Source organism: Sulfitobacter donghicola DSW-25 = KCTC 12864 = JCM 14565, from assembly GCF_000622405.1.
Taxonomy (GTDB): domain Bacteria; phylum Pseudomonadota; class Alphaproteobacteria; order Rhodobacterales; family Rhodobacteraceae; genus Sulfitobacter; species Sulfitobacter donghicola.
Genome location: NZ_JASF01000005.1, coordinates 2,257,847 through 2,281,201, shown reverse-complemented (window position 1 = coordinate 2,281,201; position 23,355 = coordinate 2,257,847). Strand labels below are relative to the sequence as shown.

The window sequence follows — 23,355 nt, the reverse complement described above, 5'->3', positions numbered from 1 at the left end:
TCTCTCTCAACAACAGCCCCCACCGTTGTTGATTTAATTTTTAGAGATCAAATATGGCAGAATTGGGGCAAATAAGGCGATTTTAACACAAATAGGGTTAATTCGCGTTCATTTTTCGGAGCACTATTGTCGTCCAGTCACCAATGCTTTCGCGGTGGTGTAGATTGATGCCAGATCGTGCATAAACCGCAATTACCTCATCTGCCTGTTCGTTTAAAATGCCAGATAGAATCGCATAGCCCTCTGGTGCCATCACACCAGCCATATCGGGGGCCAAGGCAATCAGCGGCCCTTTCAGGATATTGGCGAAGACCAGATCAAAGGGCGCAGCGCCGGCCAGCGTGGGGTGATCAAAGCCAGCAGCCTCAACGCAGGCAACGCGCCCGTCCAACCCGTTTGCTTTGACATTGGCCTCGGCCACATCAACGGCTACCTCGTCAATATCTGATGCCAACACCTGATCTTCCCAGATCCGAGCCGCCGCCATGGCCAACACGGCTGTCCCACAGCCGATATCAACAACCTTGCGACCGACAAAACCGTCATTCGCCAAACGATCCAGCGCATTCAAACAGCCCAGCGTCGTGCCATGATGGCCCGTGCCGAATGCCATCGCCGCCTCGATCAACAAAGGCTCGCAATTTTCGGGCACTTTATCCGCATCATGCGAGCCATAGACGAAAAAGCGGCCCGCCTCGACGGGCGCCAATTCGCGCCGCACATGGGCAACCCAGTCGGTTTCGGGCAACTCAGAGATCACAAACTCTTTGGCCTCCATCGCCACGGCCAGCACAGCCAGCGCAGTTGCATCGGGGCTTTCTTCGAAATAGCCGCCCACTTCCCACAGGCCTGATCCGTCTTCGACCTCAAACACCCCGACGCCTGTCGGCTCTGGTGTCAGGTCTTCCATGGCTTCGCCCAGTTTATAGGCGGCATCGCGGCCCATGAGTGTCGTCAGCGCGGTAAAGGTTGGCATCTATCGGCTCCTGTGTCTGTCAGAGTTCGGGTATGGGGCTGGCGCAGCGGGGTCAAGGGCTGCATCCGTTCAGACCGCCCTTTTACATAGAACCCGCCCAATTGCGGCCCCCTCCACCTCGAACAGCCTACCACCACGCAAGCCGCGCCGATGATAAACTGCTCTAACGCTTATTCTGCGGCCTGAGGGGCGCGCAACGAAAATATCGTTTCACGACCCGCTTCGGGGTGGCGCGGAATAAATGTGGCCAAGATGAAGGAAACCATGGCCATACCCGCCGCCAGCAAAAATACCGCTGCAGGCGAGACCAGCCAAAGCAACCCTAGAAGAACAGGCAAGAACACCGCTGCAATATGGTTGATCGTAAAGGCAACAGCAGCCGTTGGCGCCATATCACCAGGCGCGCCGATCTTTTGAAAATAGGTTTTCAGCGCAAGGGCCAAGCCAAAGAACATATGGTCCAGCACATATAGCACTGCAGCCACCTGAAACCCCCAATCAAAGAAATAGACACCGCCATAAGAGAGAAAGACAAACACCAGCCCCGCATATTCAAACAACAGCGCGCGGCGTTCACCAAATCGCGCGACGATCTTGCCCAGCACGGGGGCGATCAACATGTTCAGCACAAGGTTGATCAGATACAGCCCCGCAACCTCATGCACGGCAAAGCCGAATTTCTCGACCATCATGAACCCAGCAAACACCATAAAAATCTGGCGCCGCGCACCGGCCATAAACTGCAACGCATAATACAGCCAATAGCGGCGGCGCAGGACCAGCTTTTTGATCTGGGGATGGGGGCTTTCGTATTGCGGATAGGCCAGCAAAGCGAAAAGGGCCAAGGCAACGGTAATCCCTCCCCCCAGCATGAACACCACATTATAGGTCAGGCCCAAGGGCTCCCACAGGATCATGATCACAAAGTAGACGCAAAAAGTCGCGGCCGACCCGACAGCCATCAACTGCCCCATAATCACAGGCGCGCGGTCTTTTGGCAGCCATTGCAGTTGCAGCGACTGATTCACCGTTTCGTAATAGTGAAACCCGACCGAGCTGAGGAAGGTCAGGATCATAATCCCCGTTAGCTGTGGAAACCACGCGGTTACCGCCGTCGCGGCCCCCAGCAGCACCAGCGAGCTCAACCCCAACACCTGTTCGCGCAGAGCAATAATCAGGAAAATCACCAGAAAAGAGAGAAACCCCGGAATTTCACGGACCGTATGCAGCAGCCCAATGTCCGCACCGTCAAAGCTGGCAACCTCCTGAACGAAGTTATTCAGCAGCGCATACCACGTGAAAAACGCAATCGGCATGGCCAAAGCCATGAGAAACAGCAGCGATATCGGACGTCGCCATAGCGGCTGGTCCTTGGCGTCATCTAGGGTCAGGAAATCTATCATAGGGTAGGCTTACGCCTGACAATCGACAAAGGCGATAGGAATTTAGCGCACAGTCAATGTGCGACTGGCCTTTGGCGTTGCTCAATAGAAACTTTGCGGATCAATATCCACGGCCAAACGCAGATCGCCCTTCAGCTTGATCTGGCTGACCCACGCCGCCAAAGCACGCTGTAGGGGCACCCCTTTTTCCGCCTTTACCAACAGGCGCACGCGGTGGCGCCCGCGCACCCGCGCGATGGGCGCAGGCGCGGGCCCGTAGACCTGTGCGCCGATATCGCGCAACGGGCGGTCGTTTCGCGCCAATTGGTTGCCCGCATCAAAAACCGCCCCCATATCAGGCCCGCTGAGGATGATCCCTGCCAATCGTCCATAGGGCGGCATTGCAGCATGCTGGCGCTCAGAGGCTTCGGCCCTCCAGAATCCCTCCTCATCTCCTGCCAAAATGGCCCCGATCACAGGGTGCTCGGGCTGATAGGTCTGCAACAACGCGGTGCCCGGCGCCTCGGCGCGCCCTGCACGCCCTGCGACCTGCCGCATCAGTTGAAAGGTCCGCTCGGCTGCGCGCAGATCACTGCCCATCAGGCCCAAATCAGCGTCAATCACCCCGACAAGCGTGAGTTTGGGAAAGTTGTGCCCCTTGGCAACCAATTGCGTACCAATGACAATATCCGCCGACCCTTCCGCAATCCCTGCGATCTCGGCCTTTAGCGCGCGGGCTGATCCGTACATATCCGAACTTAGCGTCGCAATCTTTGCATCTGGCCATAGGGCTGTGGCCTCTTCGCCCAGCCGCTCAACCCCTGGTCCTACGGGGGCGAGTTTATCCTCGGCCTCGCAAGATGGGCAGGCGGTGGGCATGGGTTTGCTTTCGCCGCATTGGTGGCAAACGAGGCGCTTAAGAAAGCGGTGCTCAACCATCCGCGCATCGCAGTGATCACAGGCGATTTGGTGACCGCATGCACGGCACAGCGTAACAGGCGCATAGCCGCGACGGTTGATAAACAACATCGCCTGCTCGCCCCGAGCAAGGCGCGCGTCCACCTCTTCCTTTAACTTGGGCGAAACCCAGCGATCGGATGGCAACCCCTGAGAGCGCATATCAATGGCCCCCATCGTTGGCATCACCGCAGGGCCAAAACGCGATGTTAGCTCTAGCTTGGTATACTTACCCGCCTGCGCATTGGCCCATGATTCCAACGATGGCGTGGCCGAGGCCAGCACCACATGCGCCCCGCAGATCGACGCCCGCAGCACCGCCATATCCCGTGCATTATACAAAACACCCTCTTCTTGCTTGTAAGAGGTGTCGTGTTCTTCATCCACAACGATCAGGCCAAGGTTCTGATAGGGCAAAAACAATGCCGAACGCGCGCCAATCACCAGTTGCGCCTGCCCTTGGCCGACCATGCGCCAAATGCGCCGCCGCTCGGTCATTGTCGCGCCCGAGTGCCACTCGGCTGGTTTTGCGCCAAAACGTTCTTCGACGCGGGTCAGAAATTCGGCCGTCAGGGCGATTTCAGGCAATAGAACCAGCGCCTGCCGCCCTGCCCGCAACGCCGCTGCAACGGCCTCTAGATAGACCTCGGTCTTGCCCGATCCCGTCACACCGCGCAGCAAGGTTGTGCCATAGGCCCCCGAAGACACCCCTTTGGCCAGCACCGCTGAGGCCGCCGCCTGATCCTCGGTCAGTTCCTTGCTGGGCAAATCGGGGTTTAGCGGGTGGAATGGCAGATCGCGGGGGCTGTCTTCTTCGTGGACCACACCTTGTTTCACCAACCCTTTGATGACGGATGAGGTCACGCCAGCCATCTCGGCCAGCTCTTTGAGGGTGAAAGATAGATCCCCATATTCGTTCAACGTGTCCAGAACCTGCGTACGCGCCTTGGTCACACGGTCAGGTTCCCCCTCGCCTCGGCGATAGATTTTGCGCATCGAGGGCGGATCACCCAAACCCGGTGCGCGGGTGGTCAGGCGCAACATCGCGCTAAGCGGGGTCAGCGTGTATGCAGCCGATTTTTCCAAAAACGACATCATTTCGGCCCGCATGGGCGCGGCATCCAGAACACGGTACGCCGCGCGGACCTTGTTATAGTCAAAATCCCCTTTGCCCTTACCCCAGACAACGCCAATCACCTTGCGCGGCCCCAGTGGCACCTCAACAAATGCGCCCAGCATGCAGCCGCCTTCGGGCGCTTTATAGTCCAATGCACGGTCCAACGGCTGCGTGGTGAGCACAGCAATTAATGCACCTTCTTCAAAGAACATCTGTTCAGACAACCGAGGCTTCCTTGCACCTGAGAGGATCGGGGGCTATCAGCGACACAAGACATGGGCCGACGCGTTCGCCCAACATAACCGCCCTGCGCCCCATTCCAACCGTGAAGGACCAGATATGAAATTTTTTGTAGATACCGCCGAAATCAAAGACATCGCCGAGCTGAACGACCTAGGCATGGTGGACGGGGTGACAACCAACCCTTCCCTGATCCTGAAATCAGGCCGCGACATTCTAGAAGTCACCAAAGAAATCTGTGACATCGTTTCCGGCCCTGTTTCCGCCGAGGTTGTCGCAACGCAAGCTGACGCGATGATCGCCGAGGGCCGCAAACTGGCCGAGATCGCCGAAAACATCACCGTAAAACTGCCGCTGACATGGGATGGCCTAAAAGCCTGTAAGGTTCTGTCAAGCGAAGGCAAAATGGTCAACGTGACCCTGTGCTTCTCTGCAAATCAGGCGCTACTGGCCGCAAAAGCGGGCGCGACGTTCATCTCGCCTTTCATCGGTCGCCTTGATGATATCGATCTTGACGGCATGGACCTGATCGAAGACATCCGCACCATCTATGACAACTACGGCTTTGACACGCAGATCCTTGCCGCCTCTATCCGTTCGGTCGGCCATGTGCGTGAATGTGCGCTGGTTGGCGCAGATGTCATGACCGCCCCACCAGAGGTGATCCGCAAGCTGGCCACACACCCGCTGACAGACAAAGGTCTGGATCAATTCATGAAGGACTGGGCCAAAACCGGCCAGAACATCCTGTAAAAACGATCGCGCGCGGTGTTACGGCCTTTTGCCGAGCAGCGCGCGCAATTCCTCAGGGGTCAGTGGAAAGATCGGCGTTGGCACATTTGATTGCTGGTTTTCCATAAGCTGACCCTAGGGAAATCTGGTCAGGCAAGTCAGGGGAATGCGCCACTCACCCTCCCCTGTATTGATAATTATGGCACGATTATCGACGCGTTAACGAAAAAAGAGCAGAAAACCAAAAACTGCCGTGCTATAGAACTTGAAAACAAGATGAGAGCAGCATGAGCAGCAGCCCAAAAATAGAAGACTCCCTTCGTGAAGTGATCATTTCGCAACCCGATGTGATTCTGGATGACAACGATGTCATGCAGGCCCTGATTGCGGCCAATGAAAAGGCGATGGGCGGTAATATCGTCGATCTGCGCGGCATCGCGATGGAGCGCCTTGAGACACGCCTTGACCGTCTCGAAGACACCCACCGCAGCGTGATTGCAGCAGCCTATGAAAACCTTGCTGGCACCAACCAGATCCACCGCGCCATCCTGCGGATGCTTGATCCGCTCGAGTTTGAGACATTCCTGCGCGATTTGGGCGGCGAAGTTGCTGAAATCCTGCGCGTTGACGCGGTCAAGCTGGTTCTCGAATCCGTCCAAAACGACAACGACCCTGCCGTGCAGCGCCTTGGCGAAGTCCTGAGCGTTTCAGAACCCGGGTTCATCGACACCTACCTAAGCCAAGGCCGTGGTGGCGCCGTGCGCCAAGTGACCCTGCGTTCGGTTCAGGATGCCTCCGAAAACATCTATGGCCCCAACGCCGAATGGATCCGCTCCGAGGCTTGCCTCAAACTAGATTTTGGCGCGGGACGCTTGCCTGGCATGTTGGTTATGGGTGCCGAAGACCCGCATATGTTCGGCCCTCAGCAGGGGACCGACCTACTGGCGTTCTTTACAGGTGTGTTTGAGCGGACCATGCGCCGCTGGCTGTCTTGAGCGAAACACCCGATACCCTTGCTATTTCTCCTGCTGCGCGGGATGCCCTGCAAACATGGCTGGATCATCAGCGCGCCCTGAAAGGGGCGGCTGAAAACACCATTACGGCCTATCGCGGCGATGTGGTTGAATTTTTGGCATTCATGAGCATCCACCACGGGCAGCCTCATGGTCTGGGCGCCCTGTCCAAGATCACGGTTAGCGATATGCGGGCATGGATGGCCTCGACCCGCGGCAATGACGTAGGCCCACGCAGCCTTGCGCGCAAACTATCCGCTGTAAAAGCCTTCTACCGTTGGCTGGCCGAGCGTGAAGGTTTTGAACCCACAGCCGTTTTGGCAACCCGCGCCCCCAAGTTCACCAAAAAGCTACCCCGCCCCCTTGCCGTTGATGCCGCCCGTGAATTGATCGACTGCGTCCAGACCAGCGCCAGCGAACCATGGGTCGCGTCGCGCGATGTTGCTGTACTGACCTTGCTATGGGGCTGCGGGCTGCGCATTTCCGAGGCTTTGGCCCTGCGCGGAGCCGACGCCCCCCTGCCCGATGTTCTACGCATTCTTGGGAAAGGCGGCAAAGAACGGGTTGTGCCCGTTCTGCCAGCAGCCCAAGACGCCGTGAACGCCTATCTGCGCGCCTGCCCCTATGCCCAACAAGACGACACAGCCCTGTTTCGCGGTGTGCGCGGTGGTGCGCTATCGGCAGGGGCGATCCAAAAGGTGATGGCAAACGCGCGAATGCAGCTTGGCCTGCCTGCCACGGCGACCCCTCATGCGATGCGCCACAGCTTTGCCACCCACCTGCTAGATGCAGGCGGCGATTTGCGCGCGATCCAAGAGCTGCTAGGGCACGCGTCGCTATCGACAACCCAAGCTTACACCGCTGTGGATACTGTACGCCTGATGGACGTTTACAAACGCGCCCATCCACGTGCATAAAGCGCTTCTTTATGCCCTAGCTTTCTGAATTGTGAGAGAAAACCATGACCATTCGACAAAAAGCACTCTCCGTTCATTTGCTGACCGCCTCTGGCGCGGTTTTTGCGATGCTGGCCCTGCTGGCCGCTGTGGACGCCAAATACGACATGATGTTCCTGTGGTTGGTGGTCGCGTTTTTTGTGGACGGGATCGATGGCCCTCTGGCGCGCAAATATGATGTAAAAACCAACGCCCCCGAGTTTGACGGCGTGTTGCTGGACCTGATCATCGATTATCTCACCTATGTTTTCATTCCCGCCTTTGCCCTGTTTAAATCCGGCCTCATGGACGGGTGGAGCGGCTGGCTGGCCCTGATCATCGTCACCTTCGCCAGCGCCATGTATTTTTGCGATACACGCATGAAAACAAAAGATTATTCCTTTTCCGGATTTCCAGGGTGCTGGAACATGCTGGTGCTGGTCATCTTTGCGTTGAACATCCCATGGTACATCAGCCTTGTTCTGGTCGCCTTTTTATCCGTGACCATGTTCCTGCCGCTGAAATTTGTGCACCCCGTCCGAACGGAACGCTGGCGCATGGTCACATTGCCCATGGCATTGGCATGGACGTTTTTTGCGGGTTGGGCCGCATGGGTGAATTTCCATCCCGAAAGCTGGGCCGCATGGGGCTTGGTTGTAACCTCGACCTACCTGCTGTTTGCAGGCATCGTGCAGCAAATCCTGTTTGATGGTCGCGATATCTAAATCAGGAAACCGCCTGCGCCCTCATGGCGCAGCAAGGCGACCTTTGTCTCGACGCCCCCTGCCCCTGAAAACCCTGTCAGCCCCTTTGCCCCCATCACACGGTGGCAGGGGATAATCACGGGGATCGGATTGCCCCCACAGGCCCCTCCCACAGCTTGGGCAGGGGCGCCTAGCTGTTTGGCGATATCCCCATAGGTGCAGGTGAAACCAAAAGGGATCGCCGACATGGCCGCGCAAACAGCGCGTTGAAAATCAGATCCTTCAACACGCAATGGCAGGTCAAACGCCTCCAACTCACGTGCATCATAGGCACGCAGTTGGCGGCGCGCCTCGCTTAGACCGTCACTGGTATCTTCACGCACAGCAACGCCCCAGTCGAGCTTGGTGATAAAGCCTTCCTGCTCGAACAGGATCAAATCGCCGAATTGTGTGGGGACAGTGCATGTATTCATGCGCAGGAGCATGGCCCACGTGGGGGCCATGCTCAATCAATTTATTCAGACTGCGAAATCTGAGGGGTTAAACCCTTTTTCGCGCAGCGCCTCGTCACAGCGTTTGCTCACGCCCGGGAAGCTGTATGTGCCAACGTCTGGCAGGATCTTCCACGAACGGGCGCATTTCTGGCCTTCGGCCTTGGCGAACACAACGCTCACACCTTTCACATCATCCAATGTAAAGGCATCCGCTGGCCCTTCGCCCTCAACCAGTTTGATCTGGCTGGTGATGCACAGATCGGCAAAGGTTTCGGGATCAGTGATGATCGCGGCCAGTTCAGCGTTCAGATAGACCACCGGCGCGGCCTCTAGGGACGAGCCGATCACCTTGGCTGTGCGTTGCTCTTCCAAGCAGCCAGTCACCACGCGGCGCACCGCGCGCACGGTCTCGGCCCGCGCGGCAAGCGCATCGTCGCGCCACGTGCTAGGCGTTTCAGGAAAGTCGATCAGATGGACCGACGTGTCCTCGCCGTTACGCTGCAGCCAGACCTCTTCCATGGTGAACGGCAGGATCGGCGCCAGCCAAGTGGTCAGGCGGCTATAGAGGTGATCCAGAACCGTCAGCGCGCTGAGACGGCGCAGCGTGTCGCCATCACAATAAAGCGCATCCTTGCGGATATCGAAATAGAACGATGACAGATCAAGCGTGGCGAAATCAAAGATCGCGCGGAACACCCCTTGGAAGTCAAACCGCGCATATCCGTCGCGCACAACCTCATCCAGCAGGGATAGTTTATGCAGGATCAGGCGCTCCAGCTCGGGCATGTCTTCGGCGGCAACCGCTTTGGACGCGTCAAAGTCAGGCAGCGAGCCCAACATATAGCGCATGGTGTTACGCAGGCGGCGATAGCTGTCTGCGGTGCCTTTCAGGATTTCATCACCGATCCGCTGGTCGCTGGTGTAATCAGTCTGAGCCACCCAAAGACGCAGGATATCCGCACCGTATTGTTGGATGATCTTTTCTGGAACGATTGTATTCCCGATGGATTTGGACATCTTCATGCCCTTGGCATCCAAGGTGAAGCCATGTGTAACCACATTGCGATACGGCGCACGCCCATAGGTGCCACATGATTGCAGCAAGGACGAGTGGAACCAACCGCGGTGTTGGTCGGTGCCTTCCATATAAACATCAGCGATACCATCGTCAGACCCGTCTTCGCGGTCACGCAGGGTAAAGGCGTGGGTCGAACCGGAATCAAACCACACATCAAGGATATCCATGACCTGATCATAATCATCAGGGTTCACGATACCGCCGAGGAAACGTTCCTTGGCGCCCTCTTCATACCATGCATCCGCACCTTCAGCTTCAAACGCCTCAACGATACGTTTGTTCACCGCGTCGTTGCGCAGCAGGAATTCGGCATCCGTTGGCAGCTTGCCCTTCAAGGTAAAGCAGGTCAGCGGCACGCCCCATGCGCGCTGGCGCGACAGCACCCAGTCGGGGCGTGCCTCCATCATAGCATGCAGGCGGTTGCGGCCTGATTTAGGTGTCCATTTCACGTTGTCGATCTCGGTCAGGGCGCGTTCGCGGATGGTCTTGCCAAACGTGTCCTGCCCGTCACCCACAGGGCGGTCGATCGCGGCAAACCACTGCGGCGTGTTGCGATAGATCACCGGCGCTTTGGAACGCCAGCTGTGCGGGTAGCTGTGTTTGATCTTGCCACGCGCCAGCAACCCGCCGACCTCAACCAGCTTGTCGATCACGGCAGCGTTGGCGTTGCCCTCTTTGCCGTTGGGCTTGAGGATCGCCTTGCCACCAAAGAACGGCAGGTCATCGCGGTAGCGGCCATCAGGGTTCACGTTATAGGTGATCACCTGCTCCAACATCCCCAGCTCGCGGTAGAGGTCATATTCCTCTAGGCCGTGGGACGGCGCGCAATGCACAAAGCCCGTACCTTCGGTGTCGGTGACAAACTCGGCCGCACGGAAATCGCGGATGTCGTCCCATTCGCCTTCACCGCCTTCGACACCGTTGAACGGGTGCTTGAGGCTGATGGTTTCGAGCTCTTCATTGGTTACGTCACGAACGCGCGTCCACTGATCTTCTTCCAGACGGCCACGGCCCATAACATCAGCGGCCAGATTATCGGCCAGCAGGTAACGATCACCCACGTTCAACCAGCATTCATCCGGCGTACCTGTGACTTCGTATAGGCCATAGGAAATGCCAGCGCCGTAAACGACCGCCTTGTTGGACGGGATCGTCCAAGGAGTCGTCGTCCAGATGACAACCTGTGCCCCTTCCAGATCCGCAGCCCCGACAACATCGAACTTTACCCAGATCGTAAAGCTGTCTTTGTCGTGGTACTCAACCTCGGCCTCGGCCAATGCGGTTTGCTCAACAGGTGACCACATGACAGGCTTGGACCCCTGATACAGCGTGCCATTGGTCAGGAACTTCATGAATTCTTCGGCGATCACACGTTCGGCGTGGAAATCCATCGTCAAATAGGGTTTTTCCCAGTTACCCTGAACGCCTAGGCGTTTGAACTCTTCGCGCTGGATATCAACCCAACCCGCAGCAAAGCTGCGGCATTCGGCGCGGAATTCGTTGATCGGCACTTGATCCTTGTCGCGGCCTTTCTTGCGGTACTGCTCTTCGATCTTCCATTCGATCGGCAGGCCGTGGCAGTCCCAACCAGGGATATAGCGCGCGTCATTGCCCATCATCTGGTGGCTGCGCACGATCATGTCTTTGATGGTTTTGTTCAGCGCATGACCGATATGCAAATGGCCGTTGGCATAGGGCGGGCCGTCATGCAGCGTAAAGGGTTTGCGCGGCGCCGCTTTGGCCTTTTCGCGCAGCTGGTTATACACGCCCATCTTTTCCCAACGTTCCAGCCACACTGGCTCGCGCTTGGGCAGGCCAGCGCGCATGGGAAAATCGGTTTTGGGCAAGTTCAATGTGGTTTTATATTCTGGGGTCTCGGCGCACATGTCGGGCGTCCTTTTTAGTCGGATATGTCAGGGATATGGGGGCGGTGCGAGCGGCTCAAACACCTTGGCCCGGCGGCTCAGAACTGGCTGAGCGCCGGGGAAGTAATTCGCTGTATGATCAAACGTGTTGTCATCTTGAACAGGCTTATAGGCACCTGCCCCCTAAGGAGCAAGCGAGTCTTGATCCTCATCAGGTAATGCAGGCGGTGAAGGAGGTGGAGGCGCGCCCCCCTCTTCGCGGTCGCGTTCCTGTGCCCAGCGGTTGAGCCACGCCAACCCAGCCAGCGACAGCCCCAAAACCAAAAGCGAGAAGATCCGCGTCAGCCCATCTAGGTCTGAGATATCGATCAGGAACACTTTGGCCACGGCAAGGCCAATCACAACCAGCCCCGCCTTGCGCAGCATAGGCGAGCGGCGCGCGAGGGATTGATAAAACAGCCCCGCACCCGCGACCAACAACACGATGGTATAGGTGTATTGTTCAGGCTGAGAGATGCCATAGCGCAGGCTCATTGATAGCCCCCCCTGCCAGAAGTGGCGAATGACCATCAGTGCCCAGATCACCGCAACACTGCCGCCTATGGTGGCAAAAGCCACCCGCAGACGCCTGTCAATTTGCGTCAAACGCCATGCGCCCAGCAGCAAAACAGCAGCAGGCACCAGATAAGCCGCAGCAAGCGTATTCACCAGAACAGGGCCAAACACCTGATTTGGGAGGGACTTGTTCAACAGCGGGTTCCCAGCCGTCAGCGCCGCAAACAATGCCCCACCGCCGAACACCCCAAAGAGCGCGGCCAAGCCCCAACGCAATTTCGTTAAGATTTTGGACGTCCCCGCATCCGCTCGCTGAACCTGAGCCAGCGCCAGACCCATCCAGATCGCCGCGTGCAGGCCAAAGCTCCAATGCGTATCCATATAAGAGACCCCGATGGCGTTTTCGATCCAGCGCAGCAAAAGCAAGCTGATCGTCAACCCCGCAGTAGACCACACCGCCGAATCCAGCATGACCTGCGCCGTTGGCCGAACCAGAGGCCGCAACAGCCAAAGCGCCGCCAAAAAGGCCGCCAGCGATCCGCCATAAGCCAACAAGACGCTTGGCAAAGGGCCGTCGATCCCGAAACGCAAACCAGGATCAACAACCAGCCGGTACCCGACAGTCACGACACCCACCGCAATATAAATCCCCAGCGTCGGCAGTTTCCACAACCGATCCAACGCCGCCGCCGCAACCACAGTGACCGCCAAGGCGACCGTCAGCGCAACCGAGCTGAGCACAATCACAAAGGCAAACGACATACACGACAGTGCAGACATCATGGCAAAGCTAACCCGCAATCGCTGCTCTGCGTCGCGACGCGCCAAACGTTCAGCAAACAGCGACATCGTTGCGGCCAAAGCTGCCGCATGCAGCGCCCACGGATAGGCCCCAATCACATCCGCCGGCTGCCAGCCCATCTCCAGAACAATCGCCATCGCTGGTGCATAGACACAAGCGAAAGCCGCCCAAGGGACAGCAAATTGCCCTCCCCGCAGTGCGCGCCATAGCCCAAGGATGGAAATCCCAACTCCGATTGCAACCAGAATGGTAATCACCCAAGGGAAATCCGCCTCTGGGTTTTCGCTATAGGTCCGCAGGAAATTCCTGTAGGTCTCGCTCGCGTTTTCGGACTGCGCAAAGACAGACAGCAGCAAAGCAATGGGAGGCAACAGCGCCGCGTCTTGCAATGCGGGGGCTTTGTCAGACCACGAAATCAGCAAAACACCCATGACCGCCAACAGGCCCATGCTCAGCCATAACTCGGCCTCGCCCGTTTTCCATATCGTCAACAAGATAAAACAACTTGCCGCAACGCTGGTGAAGGCCAACAGCGTTGGGAAGGAAGGCCAAGCAACGCCGCGATCTTTCGCCCCCAATGTCGCACGGTCCAATAGGCCCAGCACGGCAGGTGGCCCCGCGTGATCTGGCGACAGGCTACGCGCAGGAATGAGGATCGCAAGCATCGGCAAAATGGCAAAATACAGCTGGCCGCTCCACTGCGCGGCGGAACCGCCCAGCACAATCAGGAAACCCATCCCATAGGCCAACATCAGCGTGAGCGCCGAAATCCACCCCCAACGACGGATCGTATCAACTGCTAGCCCAAGGGCAGCAACAACGGCGAAGTAGCCGAACAGCGGGCTGGCATCTGCCTGCGAGTCAGCCAACATGAAGGGCGCGCCATAGGCTCCGATCACACCAACCGCCACCAACAGCGGCCCGTGCAACCAGCCCAGCACAACAGCCAAAAGCGCAACAGCAACCATGCCCACCATCGACGCACCGCCGCCGATCAAATCATACAGCATCCGCGCCGACAGGATCGCCCCAAACAGGGTGACAATCCCCGCGCCGGAAAACACCGATGGGAGATAAGCAGTGGTTGACTGAACATCATCGCCAAAGCGGCGGCGGATGAATTCCCCCACGCCGATCAACGCAGCACCAAAGGCAAGCCCCGCCGCCACCCGCGCCTTGGGGGGAAGCAACCCGTTTTCCATTCCGTATTGCACCAGAAAAATGCCAGCCAATGCCAGCGATGCAGCCGAGACAGCGTAGAACCAATTCTGCTGCAACCACGCGCCAAACCGCCCCATCGTCTGATCGAAAGCAGTTGGCGTTTCGGCCACCTTCGGCGTCTTAATCGCAGGCGGCACTTTCGGAACGGAACTTGTGACGGGGTCTTTCGCCTTTATCACTTTTTCCGGTGCGGCCTCTGCAAGGGTCACAGCCTCTTCCGCTTGCAATTCCTCTTGCGGCTTGTCCGCTTCTTGTGCGGGTTCACCATCAACCGCTTGCGCCTCAGAGGGCTTAGGCGATTTCTGCCTGCGATAAAGTTCATCTAACGCATTAAGTTTGGATTGTAACTTTTTGATTTCAAATTCAGAATCCGAAATCCTTTTTCGCAGATTACCATGCCCTACAATCAGCGAGATAATGGCAATCGGGATCGCCAGAGCAATAATCACTACGGTCGCAATAATACCATCCATGTCAGCTCACCCTGCCGTCAAAATTTCTACTTCAACGACAGCCTAGCCTCCAACGCAGGAAGATAAAAGTAAGGAATTCCCTAGCCTTCGCCGTCGTTCTTACCAAATAACCCGCCAAGGCTTTGCGCTATTATGGCGCGTATTTTGGGGCGTGCCTCAGTCGTAAATGGCAAGGGGCGGCACACTTCGATCGCCGCAACCCCAACACGTGCGGTCAGGGCGCCGTTCACCAAACCTTCACCGAAACGGCGGCTCAGCTTGCCCAATAATGAGCCGCCCAAAATAGGCTCCAACATGTCATCACCGACAGCAACCGCGCCTGTGGCAACCAGATGGGACAGCACCGCGCGGGTCAATCGCCAGCTCCCGAAAAAGCCCGAACGCCCGCCGTAGATCTCGGCGATGCGCCGGATCATTCGCAGGTTTGACGTGAGGGCCGCAGCGACATCCGCAAGCGCCAGTGGCACCAATGCAGTGACGGTGGCGACCTGCCGTGCAGCGGCCTCGACCTCGCGCTGCGCGGCCTTATCCAAAGGGCCGAGAACCTCGGCCTCAGCCACCGCTAACAACCCAGCGGCATCCAATTGATCCCCCCGCAACTCGGCCAGCCGATCCCGCCCCCAACGGGTATCCTCGCGCCCTTTATACAGCCCAACCAAACGGTCCGTGACTTGCCGTGCCTGTGCCAAATCCTCATGGGCTAACGCCTGCGTGGCCCTATGGCGCAAGCCGTCAATCCGGCCCAAACGGCCAAAGGCTGCTAATTCGCGCAGGCCAACCAACGCCAAAACCAAAAGGAACGCAGCCAAAAGCACGCTCATCGCGATACCCAACAGCGGATAGCGCGCCAGCAAATCGGTGATAAAGCTCCACGCAGCGATAGAAACAAGCGCCCCGATCAAAGCAACAGCCAAGGCCCAGAACAGGCGGGTCAATCGGGATGGTTTGCGCGCAGCCAGCCGTGCGGCGATCTGCATCGCCTGCCCCTGTGGCGCGCCCGTTTCCACTATATCCTGCACCGGAGGCGCGTCGGCCACCGACGGGCGCTTGGCCGTAGCGTCCTCCAGATCAAATAGAACTGGGCCTTTGGCCATTACACGGCCTCCCTTAACCACTCAAAACGGATATCAGGTAGTCTGGCATCATTTCCCGAGCCATCCGTGCGGCTGACCTCCGCAAATCCAGCTTTACCATAGAACCGCGAGGCGCGCTCGTTCTCTTCATAGCTCCACAAGCCCAGCTTTTTGGCGTTTCGCTGCGCATCCACGATCAGTTTGCGCGCCACCCCGCGCCCTTGCAGGTGCGGGCGCAAGTATAGGGCGTGGATTTCAGTGCCTTTGCGGGCAATAAAACCTGCCAGCTCTTCGTCCAGATAGGCGGTGCGCACCCATCCTGCCTCGATCATGTCACCGATCAGCATGATTTCCTCGGCGCCGCTATACAGCTTAGGCAACCACGTAAGGCGGCTGTTTGCCTCGCTCATAATATCTGCAAGTTTTCCCGCATCCAGCGTGCGTGCGGGGCGGATCATGACGACGCTCATAATCTATCTCCGATTAAAAATTCTGCTGCGCGGTCCAACCGTATGTGGGGTGGCCCGTCTCCGGGGCGCAAGGTAAGTGGGGCTGGCGCAAAGCGCATAATTTGGTAATCCGCATCTAGCCACCTGTCCGCACCCGACCGCGCAGGGTTTAACAAATGCGATGGATCTTGGGGCAATTCACCCGGGTAAAAGGCTGCTTCCTTACCATTTTCCAACAATGTGCCGCGAACGACGTCCAATGCGGCCCCTTCGTGGCTCATCGTGTCTTCGGTGGTGGCGCGTAGCGACGCAATCGCCAATGCCTGCGTATCGGCCCCTGCAAAGCGCGCCCGTTCGCGGGCCTCACGGGTCAACGCTTCCATGATCGAGGTAAGCTGGGCGTGCTGGCTGTGGTGCAGGTGGTCCGCCTTGGTCGCCGCAAACAGGATTTTCTCAACCCGCTTTGCGCCCAGAAGATTGCTGAGAAAGCCGTTTCGCCCCGGGCGGAATGCACCAAGTGTTTCACTCATCGCTGCGCGCAAATCCTCGACCGCGGGTGGCCCTGCGTTGATAGCGCCCAGCGCATCGACCAGCACAACTTGGCGGTCGATACGGGCAAAGTGATCCCGAAAGAACGGCTTTACCACTTCGCGTTTATAGGCCTCAAACCGTCGCGCCATTTCACGGCGAAGGCTTTTGCGCCCATCGCTGCCCTGTGCAGGAAGTGGTGCAAAGGTCAGAACGGGTGAGCCCGCCAAATCCCCCGGCAATAGGAACCGCCCCGGCGTGCAATCGGAAAACCCGTCGCTGCGCGCTTGGGTCAGATAGGCGGCAAATGCCGCAGCCAGCTCCTTTGCCAGCGGTTCGTCTAGTTGGGCATCTGGCTCAACGGTGCTGATCCTCTCTAAATACGCTTGGGCTTGCGTCCGTTTGGCGATCCGCTCCAGCGTCTGCGCGCTCCACGCGTCATAGGTGACATCCAACAGCCCAAGATCCAGCAGCCATTCCCCCGGGTAGTCAACAATATCCAGATGAATGGTGCGCGGCCCTTGCAGACCAGACAAAAGCCCCTTTGGCCGCACGCGCAAGCTGAGCCTCAATTCGGAAACCGCGCGGGTGCTGTCGGGCCAATTGGGGGATTGAGCCGTCAAAGCCCCCAGATGCGCCTCATATTCGAACCGCGGTATCGTGTCGTCAGGCTGGGGCTGTAGAAATGCGGCCTCGATCCGGCCTTCGCCAGCCGCGACCAATCCGGGCATTCGCCCGCGATCGATCAGATTGGCGACCAGTGAGGTGATAAACACCGTTTTTCCAGAACGCGCCAACCCCGTAACCCCAAGCCGGATCACCGGCTCGAAGAAGGTTTCTGAAACCGTATCTTGGACGGCTTCGACCTGCCGCCATATGCCGTCAGCTATTTGAGAAATGACCACGCGCGCTCTGCCCTCTTTGCAGCCTTATACATAGGACCGTTTAGCAGGGATTGCCACAGGTCAGCCCCCACGTTAAAGCCCCTTTATGCCACGTTTTGCACTCCAGATAGAATATGACGGCGCCCCCTTCCATGGATGGCAGCGCCAAGCGGACCACCCTTCGGTTCAGGGCGCCATTGAACAGGCGCTTTGCAAGCTCGAGCCTGGCCCCCACACCATCGCCGCTGCTGGGCGCACCGACAAAGGTGTGCACGGGCTGGCCCAGATCGCCCATTGCGACATGAAACGCGACTGGACGCCCTTTCGCCTTTCCGAGGCGCTGAACTATCACCTCAAGCCAAATCCGGTATCGGTTGTGAATTGTGCGCAGGTGCCCGACACATTCCACGCGCGTTTTTCCGCAACCGAGCGCCAGTATCTATTCCGCATCATGCCGCGCCGCGCGCCGCTTACCCATACGCGCGGCTATGTCTGGCAGGTAAAACAACCGCTTGATGTTGATCTGATGATGGAAGGCGCAAGCCATTTGCTGGGCGAGCATGACTTTACCACCTTCCGCTCGACGATTTGTCAGGCGATGAGCCCGATCAAGACCTTGGATCGCCTCGATATCACCAATGTCGAAACCGACCATGGCACCGAAGTGCATTTTGATGTGCGCGCGCGGTCTTTCCTACACAATCAGGTGCGCAGCTTTGTTGGCACGCTTGAGCGGGTTGGATGTGGATCGCTGACACCTGATGATGTAAAAACCGCCCTTGCAGCGCGGGATCGCGCGGCCTGCGGCCCCGTTTCACCGCCCCATGGGCTTTATCTGGCGAAAGTCCTCTACGACACGCCGCCCTTTGGTTAGTCGTTATCGTTAATCCCCGCTCCGGCTCCATTCAGCCGCGACGCTTCGCTTTCGGGCACCAACAGCCGTGCGGCTAGGTCTGACCATTGCGCATACACCCCCTCTGGCAGCGCGATCCGTTGAGGCCTCACACGGTCTGAGGTGGCGTTGAGGTCGATCTCAATCTCGCCCCCCTTCAGGACCGCACGGTAGGGAAGTGTCGCCAGATAGCTTTGCATCAACTGCGCGCTGACAGCCCCATAAGAACCTTGCCCGCGCCCCTCTGTAGCGGCTTCAGCCACCGCCATGATCCGCAGCGGGATATCCAGAATTGGCCCTTGCGGGAGTTCCTCCAACGCTTGCTGCAAAGGTTCAACATCACGTTCGGCTGCCAGATGAGCCGCAGCAGCTGCGCCAAACTGGGCAGCTTGGCTGGGCGGCGCGCCAGCCCCGCGTGCTGCTTTGGTGGCCAGCACCATCACTTCGTTCATTGAACGGCTCATGTTCCAAACACCGGCAGCCACCAATCATCGGCTGTTTCAGTCAACTCATCCGCCAAAGGCGCGCCTTGGCACAGGGTGATGCGCGTCCAGCGGTCAGATTTTGGATCAAATTTGGACGCCCCAAAAAACGACAGTTTGCAGCGGAGCATATCAATGGGCAGACATGTTTGCGCGATTAGATTATCGCGTATTTCGCCGTAAGGGTAGCGCGCCGATAGCGTGACCCGCTCAACGGCTAAAGCATGTTCTGGATAGCGTGCCAAAAAGGATGAGACCGGTTCGCTTTGTGCAGGCAAATCTTTATAGGCCGCACAGACACGCCGCCCAATATCCAATGGCGTTTCCAGTTCCGCGCCCTCTTCGGAAAACCTCAGGCCCAGACGCGGCTCCATCTTGGCCTCGGACACATACCAGAATTGGCCGCAGTTCGGCCGCGCGTGATAATCACAGCCCAAAGCCCAGCCAAATTGGGATTGCATCTGCTGTGCCAATGCATCCGTATTACAAATCGGCGGCGCAAAGGCTTTGCCTTCGTCGGCCATGGTTTCAGCCAAATCATCCACCAGCTCACCAAAAGGTTCGAGGACCAAGGCCGCCATCAGCTCTTGGACATCTTCGCTATAGGGCTGAACCGCCTCTATCACCCCTTGCAAAGGGGTATCGGCCTGAAGCGCCCCTTGGTCCAGCGCTGCCATGGCATGCCCCCAATCGCTCTTTAGCTGTTCAATCCGCATTTGGTGTTCGGCATCGGGCACCTGCCATTGCGCCAAATGCAGCGCCGCGCGATTTGCAAGCGCAAGAAGGCGCGCGATCTGCGCATCATCCAAGGTTTCAATCGCACATACCCGCGCAAGAGCGGTTTCACGCGCCAGCATCCAGTTATTCAACAAAACCGGATGCGTCACCAGAAACGGCGCCATGCCCAGGCCGGTTGAATTCCCGATCCCCAAGTGGCGTTTTGTAGAAGAAGTCAGTTGCCCCTGCCCGACGTGCTCGACCAGTTCATGTGTGAAATGGCGGATCAGCCAAACGGTCAACATTTCTGCGGCGAATGGCCCCTCTAATCCTGGGCGGTCGTGATAGGTATCGCGGTCGGCGATCCCGAATTTGCCGTTTCCGTATACGGCGGTTGTGCGCATCAAATAGCCGACATCGCGGATCATCTGTTCATCTGGCTGCTGCCCCGCACGCAGCGCCTGCGTCACATGTGCAAACAGGCGAACGGATTTGTTCGCGCGGCTTAATACCAGATCGCGCGGACCAAATCGCCCCACCTCTTGCAGCGGCGCATTCTGGGCTATTCTCGCGATATCTGCTGCATCCGGCACGCCGTCGAACAAAACATAGGCCGTGTCCCATGCGGTTGCGATCACACGGTCGGTGCGTTGCTCGGGGGGAAGGTCGGTTGAGATCGCAACCAGTGAATAGCAATACCCCCCCAATTCTACACTAAATACCGCATGGCCGAACCCGTCTTTGCACATTTCCCATGCTTGCCGAACAACTTGTGCCTTTTCCTGTGCCAACCGCCGGATCAAGCTGCGCAAAAACGAAAGGCGGGTTGGAAACATCGCCCCCATCCGCGACAGTCGCATGACCTGATCGGGGGCGCGCAAAGCTATTTGCGCGGGTGTTGATCCCACCCCGTTCAACAAGCAGGCCCAAAGCTGCTGTCGTAGAAGTTCAGCCAGTTGCCGCCCATGATGCCGTCAATCTCACTGCTGGTCAGGCTGGTCGCGGCCAGCCCGTCACGGATATTTCCAAAATCCCGATTATCCGCAAACCAGTTCGGCATCGGCGGGAAGCCCGCATTTGCGGCCGAGCCTTCGCCATAATCTATTACCTTGGACCAGCGCCCAACGCGCATCCATTCAACGATGCTATCAGGTTGATCCTGACACAGATCCGTCCCGATCCCCAACGCCCCCGCCCCATAGCGGCGCGCAGCTTCTTCGATCATCTGGCAAAAACTTTGCAAGGTGCACTGCGATCCGCCCTCAAGGTGGTGCGGATAGATCGAAAACCCCAGCATACCGCCCGATTGGGTGAGCGCGGATAGGACCTCGTCCGATTTGTTGCGCAGGGCCTTGTGCCACCACGACGGGTTCGCATGGGTTATGGCGATCGGGCGTGAGGAGTGCTCAATCGCGTCTAGTGTGGAGCGATCGCCAGAATGGGACATATCAACAACCAGCCCCACGCGGTTCATCTCTGAAACCACCTGACGGCCCATGCGCGTTAGCCCCGCGTCGTAATCCTCATAACATCCTGTCGCCAGTAACGACTGGTTATTATAGGTCAGTTGCATAAACCGGATGCCCAGCTGGTGGCAGATTTCAACCAAGCCAATGTCATCCTCAATCGGGCTAGGGTTTTGGAACCCGAAAAAGATCGCAGTACGCCCTGTTTCCTGAGCACGACGCACACAAGCCGCTGAAGTACCTTTGAAAATCAGGTCTGGATGCGCCTCGAACCAGCGGTTCCACTGTTCTAGGTTCAGGACCATCTCGCGAAATGTTTCGTGATAGGCGATGGTCACGTGAACGGCATCAACACCACCTGCACGCATTTGTTCAAAAATGGCGGGCGAGAAATTGGCGTATTGCAGATTATCGATCAAAGGCGTTTTCATACCCAAGTGATGACCGAGCAGCACAGATTGGTCCAGAAAAATCTACCAGAGCGCAGGCTGGCGTGCGCACGCGCCAACCATAGCCTTGGCGTCAACCGAGTTGCTCAAAAATTCATCCATCAAATCCCCTTTCCCCAGTTTGCAGCTGCAGCGTAGAAAAGCACTAGGCACTCCGATCACTTCATGGTTACGTGCCCCGAAACCTCTCCATAAAAAGGAACTGCCATGCAAACCCCCGCTCACCCCAGTTATGATGTCGTAATTATCGGAGGGGCCATCTATGGCTCATCAGTAGCGTGGTGGTTGACCCAGATGAAGGGGTTTGACGGCAAGGTTCTGGTGGTTGAGCGCGACCCGACATATAGCTTTGCCTCGACCTCGCACACAAACAGCTGCATTCGCCAACAATTCAGCAATGCAACCAACATTCAGGTCAGCCAGTTCGGCGCAGAATTCATCAAGAACTTTCGCGATTTTATGGGCGGCAGCGAAGAGGTGCCGCATCTTACCTTACAAAGCTATGGCTATATGTATCTGGCCGACACGCCAGAATTTGCGGCAACTCTGAAAGAGGCCCAAACGATTCAGGAATCTTTGGGGGCCGCAACAAAACACCTGAGCCGCGATGAGATCGCCGAGGCCTACCCGTTTTACCAGCTGGATGACGTCTTGGGCGCCAACCACAACCTCGTGGATGAAGGCTATTTCGATGGCGGTACAATGTTTGACTGGTTCAAACGCAGCGCGCGCGCCAATGGCGTTGAATACATCCACGCCGAGGTGACCGCCATCAACCGCACTGGAAACAACGTAGATAGCGTAACCCTAAGCGATGGCACCGTTGTCGCCTGTGGTACTGTTGTGAATGCTTCGGGCCCGCGTGCGGCAGCGACCGCAAAAATGGCTGGGCTGGATATTCCTGTGGCCCCGCGCAAACGCTATACGTTTATCTTTGACGCGGCTCAGCCATTGGACCGTGATCTGCCGCTTACCATTGATCCGTCGGGTGTTCACATGCGCTCGGAGGGGAAATACTATCTCGCGGGGTGTCCACCAGATGAAGATCCCGATGTGGCCTTTGATGATTTTGCATTCGATCACAGCATTTGGGAAAACAAAGTCTGGCCAACCGTGGCCAGCCGCATCCCCCAATTTGAAGCGATCAAGGTCATCAACGAATGGGTCGGCCATTACGCCTTTAATAGTTTTGACCAAAACGCTTTGGTTGGTCGCGCCGAGGAATGCCCGAACTTTGTCTTTGTTAACGGGTTTTCTGGCCATGGCTTGCAGCAATCCCCTGCCATGGGGCGCGGGGTGGCCGAGCTGATCGCCTATGGTGAATACCGTAGCCTTGATCTAAGTGCCTTTGATGTGAACCGCGCAGCGCACAAGAAGCACTTCTTGGAAACTGCTGTCATCTAATTCCGTTGGAGGTCTACATGACCGTTACAATTCGCCCGATTACTCCTGCTGACAAAGCTGCATGGGATCTTTTGTATCAGGGCTACGCCGCCTTTTACGGCGTCGAACAAACACCCCAAATGCGTGAAACCGTTTGGGGATGGCTGCACGATCACACCCACGAAGTGAACGGATTTGTCGCCGAAGCGGGGGGCAAGCTGATCGGCCTGACCCATTACCGCCCCTTTGCTTCGCCGCTTGCGGCGAATATGCGGGGGTTTTTGGATGATCTATACGTGGATCCAGGCGCGCGCGGCAGCGGTGCAGCCCAAGCATTGATTGATGCCGTGTCTGAGGTGGGCCGTGAAAAAGGATGGGCGCTGATCCGCTGGATCACGGCGGATGACAACTATCGCGCACGCAGCCTTTATGACCGCACGGCAACGCGCACCCAATGGATCACTTACGACAAAAAACTATAGCGCCCA

The 23,355-nt window shown here is 57.5% G+C and carries 19 protein-coding genes; 7 read left to right on the top strand and 12 right to left on the bottom strand.

Features of this window, described 5'->3' with window-relative positions:
* Positions 1 to 97: 97 nt before the first annotated feature.
* The 3 genes from Z948_RS0112375 to Z948_RS0112365 form a co-directional block, all read right to left on the bottom strand.
* Positions 98 to 976: a 50S ribosomal protein L11 methyltransferase gene (locus Z948_RS0112375; RefSeq protein WP_025059877.1), complete on the bottom strand. Its 879-nt coding sequence runs from the start codon at positions 974 to 976 to the stop codon at positions 98 to 100.
* A gap of 170 nt (positions 977 to 1,146) precedes the next feature.
* Entirely contained in the window at positions 1,147 to 2,379 is a 1,233-nt protein-coding gene (locus Z948_RS0112370; RefSeq protein WP_025059876.1) for an MFS transporter, read from the bottom strand.
* 81 nt (positions 2,380 to 2,460) lie between these two features.
* Positions 2,461 to 4,644 (bottom strand): primosomal protein N', encoded by a 2,184-nt coding sequence (locus tag Z948_RS0112365; protein ID WP_174416592.1) that lies wholly within the window; start codon positions 4,642 to 4,644, stop codon positions 2,461 to 2,463.
* A gap of 127 nt (positions 4,645 to 4,771) precedes the next feature.
* Between Z948_RS0112365 and fsa the strand changes: the two genes are divergently transcribed.
* From fsa to Z948_RS0112340, 4 genes are all read left to right on the top strand, one after another.
* Positions 4,772 to 5,425, top strand: a complete 654-nt coding sequence (gene fsa, locus Z948_RS0112360; RefSeq protein WP_025059874.1) for a fructose-6-phosphate aldolase — start codon at positions 4,772 to 4,774, stop codon at positions 5,423 to 5,425.
* 266 nt (positions 5,426 to 5,691) lie between these two features.
* Positions 5,692 to 6,399, top strand: a complete 708-nt coding sequence (locus tag Z948_RS0112350) for a DUF484 family protein (protein ID WP_025059873.1) — start codon at positions 5,692 to 5,694, stop codon at positions 6,397 to 6,399.
* Positions 6,396 to 7,334 (top strand): tyrosine recombinase XerC, encoded by a 939-nt coding sequence (locus tag Z948_RS0112345; protein WP_025059872.1) that lies wholly within the window; start codon positions 6,396 to 6,398, stop codon positions 7,332 to 7,334. Before Z948_RS0112350 ends, Z948_RS0112345 begins: the two co-directional genes overlap by 4 nt.
* Positions 7,335 to 7,378: 44 nt before the next feature.
* Entirely contained in the window at positions 7,379 to 8,077 is a 699-nt protein-coding gene (locus Z948_RS0112340; protein WP_025059871.1) for a CDP-alcohol phosphatidyltransferase family protein, read from the top strand.
* Here Z948_RS0112340 and Z948_RS0112335 read toward each other — a convergent pair.
* From Z948_RS0112335 to Z948_RS0112310, 6 genes are all read right to left on the bottom strand, one after another.
* Entirely contained in the window at positions 8,074 to 8,529 is a 456-nt protein-coding gene (locus Z948_RS0112335) for a methylated-DNA--[protein]-cysteine S-methyltransferase (protein WP_025059870.1), read from the bottom strand. The genes Z948_RS0112340 and Z948_RS0112335 overlap by 4 nt on opposite strands.
* Before the next feature lie 45 nt (positions 8,530 to 8,574).
* The gene (gene ileS / locus Z948_RS0112330; protein ID WP_025059869.1) at positions 8,575 to 11,514 is read right to left on the bottom strand and encodes an isoleucine--tRNA ligase; all 2,940 of its coding nucleotides are present in this window, start codon (positions 11,512 to 11,514) and stop codon (positions 8,575 to 8,577) included.
* A gap of 162 nt (positions 11,515 to 11,676) precedes the next feature.
* The gene (locus tag Z948_RS0112325; RefSeq protein ID WP_025059868.1) at positions 11,677 to 14,544 is read right to left on the bottom strand and encodes a DUF2339 domain-containing protein; all 2,868 of its coding nucleotides are present in this window, start codon (positions 14,542 to 14,544) and stop codon (positions 11,677 to 11,679) included.
* Positions 14,545 to 14,624: 80 nt separating this feature from the next.
* Positions 14,625 to 15,638 carry a YcjF family protein gene (locus Z948_RS0112320; protein WP_025059867.1) on the bottom strand — a complete coding sequence of 338 codons (1,014 nt, stop codon included), beginning with the start codon at positions 15,636 to 15,638 and terminating at the stop codon, positions 14,625 to 14,627.
* A complete protein-coding gene (locus Z948_RS0112315; RefSeq protein WP_025059866.1) occupies positions 15,638 to 16,087 on the bottom strand; it encodes a GNAT family N-acetyltransferase in 450 nt (149 codons plus the stop codon). The genes Z948_RS0112320 and Z948_RS0112315 overlap by 1 nt, the downstream gene beginning before the upstream one ends.
* Entirely contained in the window at positions 16,084 to 17,499 is a 1,416-nt protein-coding gene (locus Z948_RS0112310) for a YcjX family GTP-binding protein (RefSeq protein WP_025059865.1), read from the bottom strand. Before Z948_RS0112310 ends, Z948_RS0112315 begins: the two co-directional genes overlap by 4 nt.
* 85 nt (positions 17,500 to 17,584) lie before the next feature.
* On the opposite strand from Z948_RS0112310, the gene truA reads away from it, so the two are divergent.
* Positions 17,585 to 18,352 carry a tRNA pseudouridine(38-40) synthase TruA gene (truA, locus tag Z948_RS0112305; RefSeq protein WP_025059864.1) on the top strand — a complete coding sequence of 256 codons (768 nt, stop codon included), beginning with the start codon at positions 17,585 to 17,587 and terminating at the stop codon, positions 18,350 to 18,352.
* Here the strand turns inward: truA and Z948_RS0112300 are convergent.
* Genes Z948_RS0112300 through Z948_RS0112290 form a run of 3 tightly spaced genes read right to left on the bottom strand, consistent with a single transcriptional unit; the run spans position 18,349 to position 21,466 of the window.
* Positions 18,349 to 18,834, bottom strand: a complete 486-nt coding sequence (locus Z948_RS0112300) for a hypothetical protein (protein WP_025059863.1) — start codon at positions 18,832 to 18,834, stop codon at positions 18,349 to 18,351. The genes truA and Z948_RS0112300 overlap by 4 nt on opposite strands.
* The gene (locus tag Z948_RS0112295; RefSeq protein ID WP_052033225.1) at positions 18,831 to 20,429 is read right to left on the bottom strand and encodes a hypothetical protein; all 1,599 of its coding nucleotides are present in this window, start codon (positions 20,427 to 20,429) and stop codon (positions 18,831 to 18,833) included. The genes Z948_RS0112300 and Z948_RS0112295 overlap by 4 nt, the downstream gene beginning before the upstream one ends.
* A gap of 53 nt (positions 20,430 to 20,482) precedes the next feature.
* Positions 20,483 to 21,466: a membrane dipeptidase gene (locus Z948_RS0112290; RefSeq protein ID WP_025059861.1), complete on the bottom strand. Its 984-nt coding sequence runs from the start codon at positions 21,464 to 21,466 to the stop codon at positions 20,483 to 20,485.
* 225 nt (positions 21,467 to 21,691) lie between these two features.
* Between Z948_RS0112290 and Z948_RS0112285 the strand changes: the two genes are divergently transcribed.
* A complete protein-coding gene (locus tag Z948_RS0112285; RefSeq protein WP_025059860.1) occupies positions 21,692 to 22,888 on the top strand; it encodes an NAD(P)/FAD-dependent oxidoreductase in 1,197 nt (398 codons plus the stop codon).
* Positions 22,889 to 22,905: 17 nt separating this feature from the next.
* Positions 22,906 to 23,349, top strand: a complete 444-nt coding sequence (locus Z948_RS0112280; protein ID WP_025059859.1) for a GNAT family N-acetyltransferase — start codon at positions 22,906 to 22,908, stop codon at positions 23,347 to 23,349.
* The last annotated feature ends 6 nt before the right edge of the window (positions 23,350 to 23,355 follow it).

Excerpts from the sequence above, each read along its gene's own strand:
- Z948_RS0112375 (WP_025059877.1), bottom strand. The coding sequence starts at position 976 with ATGCCAACCTTTACCGCGCTGACGACACTCATGGGCCGCGATGCCGCC.
- Z948_RS0112370 (WP_025059876.1), bottom strand. The coding sequence starts at position 2,379 with ATGATAGATTTCCTGACCCTAGATGACGCCAAGGACCAGCCGCTATGG.
- Z948_RS0112365 (WP_174416592.1), bottom strand. The coding sequence starts at position 4,644 with ATGTTCTTTGAAGAAGGTGCATTAATTGCTGTGCTCACCACGCAGCCG.
- fsa (WP_025059874.1), top strand. The coding sequence starts at position 4,772 with ATGAAATTTTTTGTAGATACCGCCGAAATCAAAGACATCGCCGAGCTG.
- Z948_RS0112350 (WP_025059873.1), top strand. The coding sequence starts at position 5,692 with ATGAGCAGCAGCCCAAAAATAGAAGACTCCCTTCGTGAAGTGATCATT.
- Z948_RS0112340 (WP_025059871.1), top strand. The coding sequence starts at position 7,379 with ATGACCATTCGACAAAAAGCACTCTCCGTTCATTTGCTGACCGCCTCT.
- Z948_RS0112335 (WP_025059870.1), bottom strand. The coding sequence starts at position 8,529 with ATGAATACATGCACTGTCCCCACACAATTCGGCGATTTGATCCTGTTC.
- ileS (WP_025059869.1), bottom strand. The coding sequence starts at position 11,514 with ATGTGCGCCGAGACCCCAGAATATAAAACCACATTGAACTTGCCCAAA.
- Z948_RS0112325 (WP_025059868.1), bottom strand. The coding sequence starts at position 14,544 with ATGGATGGTATTATTGCGACCGTAGTGATTATTGCTCTGGCGATCCCG.
- Z948_RS0112320 (WP_025059867.1), bottom strand. The coding sequence starts at position 15,638 with ATGGCCAAAGGCCCAGTTCTATTTGATCTGGAGGACGCTACGGCCAAG.
- Z948_RS0112315 (WP_025059866.1), bottom strand. The coding sequence starts at position 16,087 with ATGAGCGTCGTCATGATCCGCCCCGCACGCACGCTGGATGCGGGAAAA.
- truA (WP_025059864.1), top strand. The coding sequence starts at position 17,585 with ATGCCACGTTTTGCACTCCAGATAGAATATGACGGCGCCCCCTTCCAT.
- Z948_RS0112300 (WP_025059863.1), bottom strand. The coding sequence starts at position 18,834 with ATGAGCCGTTCAATGAACGAAGTGATGGTGCTGGCCACCAAAGCAGCA.
- Z948_RS0112295 (WP_052033225.1), bottom strand. The coding sequence starts at position 20,429 with ATGCGACTGTCGCGGATGGGGGCGATGTTTCCAACCCGCCTTTCGTTT.
- Z948_RS0112290 (WP_025059861.1), bottom strand. The coding sequence starts at position 21,466 with ATGAAAACGCCTTTGATCGATAATCTGCAATACGCCAATTTCTCGCCC.
- Z948_RS0112285 (WP_025059860.1), top strand. The coding sequence starts at position 21,692 with ATGCAAACCCCCGCTCACCCCAGTTATGATGTCGTAATTATCGGAGGG.
- Z948_RS0112280 (WP_025059859.1), top strand. The coding sequence starts at position 22,906 with ATGACCGTTACAATTCGCCCGATTACTCCTGCTGACAAAGCTGCATGG.